The sequence below is a fragment of the Salinibacter sp. genome (genome assembly GCF_036626415.1).
Lineage (GTDB): Bacteria > Bacteroidota > Rhodothermia > Rhodothermales > Salinibacteraceae > Salinibacter.
Window position 1 is genome coordinate 1 of sequence record NZ_JAZKRW010000199.1, and the last position, 3793, is coordinate 3793.

Annotated in this window: 2 protein-coding genes; both read right to left on the reverse strand. The window is 64.1% G+C overall.

Going from position 1 to position 3793, the window contains the following annotated elements; translation table 11 throughout:
• Nucleotides 1-3005, reverse strand: a 3005-nt coding sequence (locus tag V5A20_RS13550; protein WP_332327586.1) for a PAS domain S-box protein, incomplete at its 3' end; no start/stop codon positions are given.
• A gap of 470 nt (nt 3006-3475) precedes the next feature.
• Nucleotides 3476-3793: ATP-binding protein (locus V5A20_RS13555; protein WP_332327587.1), on the reverse strand; the 318-nt coding region annotated here is incomplete at its 5' end.

The window sequence follows — 3793 nt, forward strand, 5'->3', positions numbered from 1 at the left end:
ACCTCCAGAAGCTGTCGGTCAAACGCGTCGATGCCTCCGACCTTGGTGCTGCCGACCGAAATGAGGCCGCGGGACCCCATCGGCACGTATGCTGTCGCCCGGATGTCTCCGCGGTCCAGCCCCTCGGCCTGGGCCGAAAGGTCGTCGTAGACCCGCGACGTTCCGGTGCGGTACGCCCGAGCGGCCGGGGTGTCTCCGTCGATGTCGTAGGCAGGGCGCTCGGGCATGTAGTCCTGGACCGCGGGGAGGACGCAGGTCGGCTCCAGCCGGTCGCCTTCAGCGAGGCGAATGGTCGTCGCCGGGTACCCGAGCGCATCGTCGACGATGGAAGCAAGGCGGCCCGGCACCTCTCGCGTGTCCTCGGCCCGGAGCAGCGTTCCGGTCGCTTCGTAGAGGGCTTCGATTTTTTCCTGGCGCTCCCGCAGCACCCACTCTTGCCGCTTCCGCTCGGTGATGTCCTGAGTCGTGCCTCGGATCCGAGCGATCTCGCCGTCATCACCACGCTGGGCTTCCCCCCGCGTACGGATCCACCGCGGCTCTCCCTGCTCTGTAATGAGGCGAGCTTCGATGTCGTAGGACTCCCCGTCTTCAACGGCCCGACCGAACAGAGACGCGACCTTGGGGCGGTCCTCCGGGTGGTAAAAGGCGAGGGCCTCCTCGGGCGTAAGCACATGACCGACGGGGAGGTCATGGATGCGGTACACTTCCTCCGTCCAGGTGAGCGCCTCGGCCCGCACGTCGTACTCCCAGGCACCGACGTCGGCGATATCCTGTGCCTTCTCAAACAGGTCGTTTTGCCGCCCCAGCTCTCGCTTCCGTTGCTTCTGCTCGGTGATGTCCCGGCCGATGCCGACCACCTGGGGCTCTCCGTCCGGGCGCTTTACGAGATTCCCCATAAACTCGTAGGCCACCCTCGTCCCATCCTTCCGCACGAGCGGCACCTCTATCTGAACACGTCCGCTCGTGAACGCCTCTCCGATGTTCTCGGCGACGCGTTCGCCGTCTTCCTCCGGCACAAGGTCGAACGCGCTCATCCCCTCAAGCTCTTCGTCGGAGTAGCCGGTCACCTCCGGAAGACGATCGTTCCACCGCTGCAGGGTTCCTTCTTTGCCCAAGACGAAAAAGAGATCGTCAATGGCATTCAGGAGGCGGTCGGTGTACTCCCGGTAGCGCTCCAGCTGGTGGCGGCCTCGCTCCCGCTCGGTGATGTCCAGGCCACAGCCCACCACGCTCGTGACCTCTCCCGCCCTGTTGGTGATGGGCTTGTGAATGCGGACGTAGTGGAGCGGGCCCTCCTCAACGCCATTTGCCTGAGCCCCCTCTGCCTCGGCGCTGATCGTTTCTTTAATCCGGGTGGTCCTCTCTTTCCGAGCCGCCGCCTGGACCGCCTCGTCCCGGCGGCGCCCGAGATCGACGACATCAGTGCCCCCCGGCCGCTCACGGCCATCCGCGCAGGCGTACTTGCGAAAATATTCCTCGTGGGTGTGGCCCTGAATCCACGCTCTTTGTTCCGGGTCGCCAAGGGCCTGTGGGTTGACGTACTGAAACCGGCCCTCGGGGTCGAAGATTGCCAGTTCGACGGGCAGTTGATCGAGCACCTGCCGGTAAAAGTCCCGCGTCTCCCGGAGGCGCCGCTCATCGTCCCTCCGGCGGAGGGCACTGGCGATTGCGTCGCTCAGAACCTGAAGGACCCGGGTCGTCTTTTCGTCCCACGCGGCCGCATGGCCGACCGCGTCGAACCCGACAAATCCCGTCAGGGCTCCTTCCTGCGTCATCGGAAGGACCACCAGCGACTCGATGTTCTGGGCATCCAGGATCTCTTGCTCCGCCGAAGCCGCCTCCGGAAGATCCGAAACCGACGGAATCCGAAGGGGCTCCTTTTTCAGCATCTGCTCGGTCCACCAGGGAATCTCAGAGCACGGAATGTCCTGGAGGTTTTCCTTCTGGGGCGCGGCGCCGCCGGCGCACCACTCGTGGGTGTTGCTCTCCGTGACCTCGCCGGGCTCTTCGGCCTCCGGATCCCCGTCGTACAAAAACACGTAGCTCCGATCCGCGCCGACAAACGAGCCGACCGCGGCGAGGGCCTCCTCAATTTCCGTGTCGAGACGTTCGGTGGGCGCGTCGATAAACCGGGCAGAGATCTTGACGATCATCCGCTCAAGCTCGGACTGCCGCTGCAACTGGCGCCACGCCTTTCGCTGGTCGGTAATGTCGGTGATGGCCCCGTCGTAGCACTTGACGTCGCCGCCGTCTTCTCGACCACCGCTTCCTTGGACGACCGTGCCACTGACACGCCCGATAAATGTCGACCCGTCTTTCCGCCGGAACTCGATTTCGTGGCCTCGAAAATTGCCAGCCTCTTGGAGATTCTGCAGGCGCCGTTCGCGCTCGGCGGCGTCGGCGTAGAGGGACGCTGCCGGGTCGACCTGAAGAATCTCTTCGACACTCTCGTAGCCAAACATCTCGGCAAAGGCCTGATTGGCGTAGACGATTCCCTGCTCGGGAGTCGACCGGTAGATGCCCTCCGAGACGTTTTCGGTAATCGAGCGGAGCTCTCGCCGGGCGTGCGTGCTCTGCGCCTGAAAGTAGCCGACGAGCGTCCCCGCAAAGGCCCCGGCAGACGCTAGCGTGTATACCATCGGCGCAGCCCCTCCTCGAATTTCACGGAGGAGGAGAAGGACGAGCCCAACGCCCAGTGCACCGGCGAAGCCGACCAAGCATCCCTTCGCGGTGTCGACGCGGTAGACTTGGCCCTCGGAACGGGCCGACACGTGGACCCCAAGCGCCAAAACAGCCGTCGCGGGCCCAATCCCCAGCACGCTCTCGGCAAGGGAGGCCCAGAAAAGGGGAGTCCAGAGCGTATGCCCCGGATTCCCCAATTCCAGAAACAAGTCGTAGAGGTGCATGCCCGCAAGCAGTCCCCCGATTCCAAACAAAATGATGCAGGACACCGGCGAGGGCCACGGGCGTGCCCCCGTTTGATCGGGAAGAGGACGAGAGGTCATACGTGCGGATGAAAAGCCGTTGAGGAGAGTCGGCCTGTCGCCAGTAACATGAAATGCTTAACGCTGAGCACCCGGCGTCAAGCAATTGGGGACGCTTCGGAAGGAGCGGTGCTCAGCTCCGACTGCAAACTGCCGCTCGCAAACCGTCCATGGCCTTCTGTGTCTGGCGTGTCCACTCTTGGTGCATTTGATCTCCAGGTGTGAACCAGGTCGTGAGGACAACACAGGACCTGTAAGGACACAGGTCCTGTTTCATTGATTGTTATCGGCACCCAGGGGCGCAGTTTTGAGACCACTCTCGGACGCGGGAGAGACGCGGGAGAGTGGAATGGCGCTCCGGCGTGCGCTCCCGATCGGCAGCGCCCTCCTCACGGCCCTCGAGGAGCCGCCCCAGATCGAGGGCCTTGATCGGGGCGGTCCCTCCCCGAACCGAGACGCCAGCGGCACGATTGGTCCTGAGAGCCTCGGACCTACGGCCGAGACGCGTCTCCCCGAGCGTCGTCCCCCTTCCGCTCGCTTCGTGGAAGCCGCACGGTGAACCGGCTGCCCACGCCCTCTTCGGTATCGACGTCGACGCGTCCGCCCATCTGATCGATGGTCTCGCTTGTCACTGCCAGTCCCACACCGGTGCCCTCATACGTGCGGGACAGGCCCTCTGAGGCCTGTCGGAACGGCTCAAACAGGTCTTCGGCCATCTCCGGGTCCATTCCAATCCCGGTGTCCTCGACTTCGATGACTGCGTGCCCGTTTTCCAGATACGTCCGCACCTCCACCGCTCCTTCCTCGGT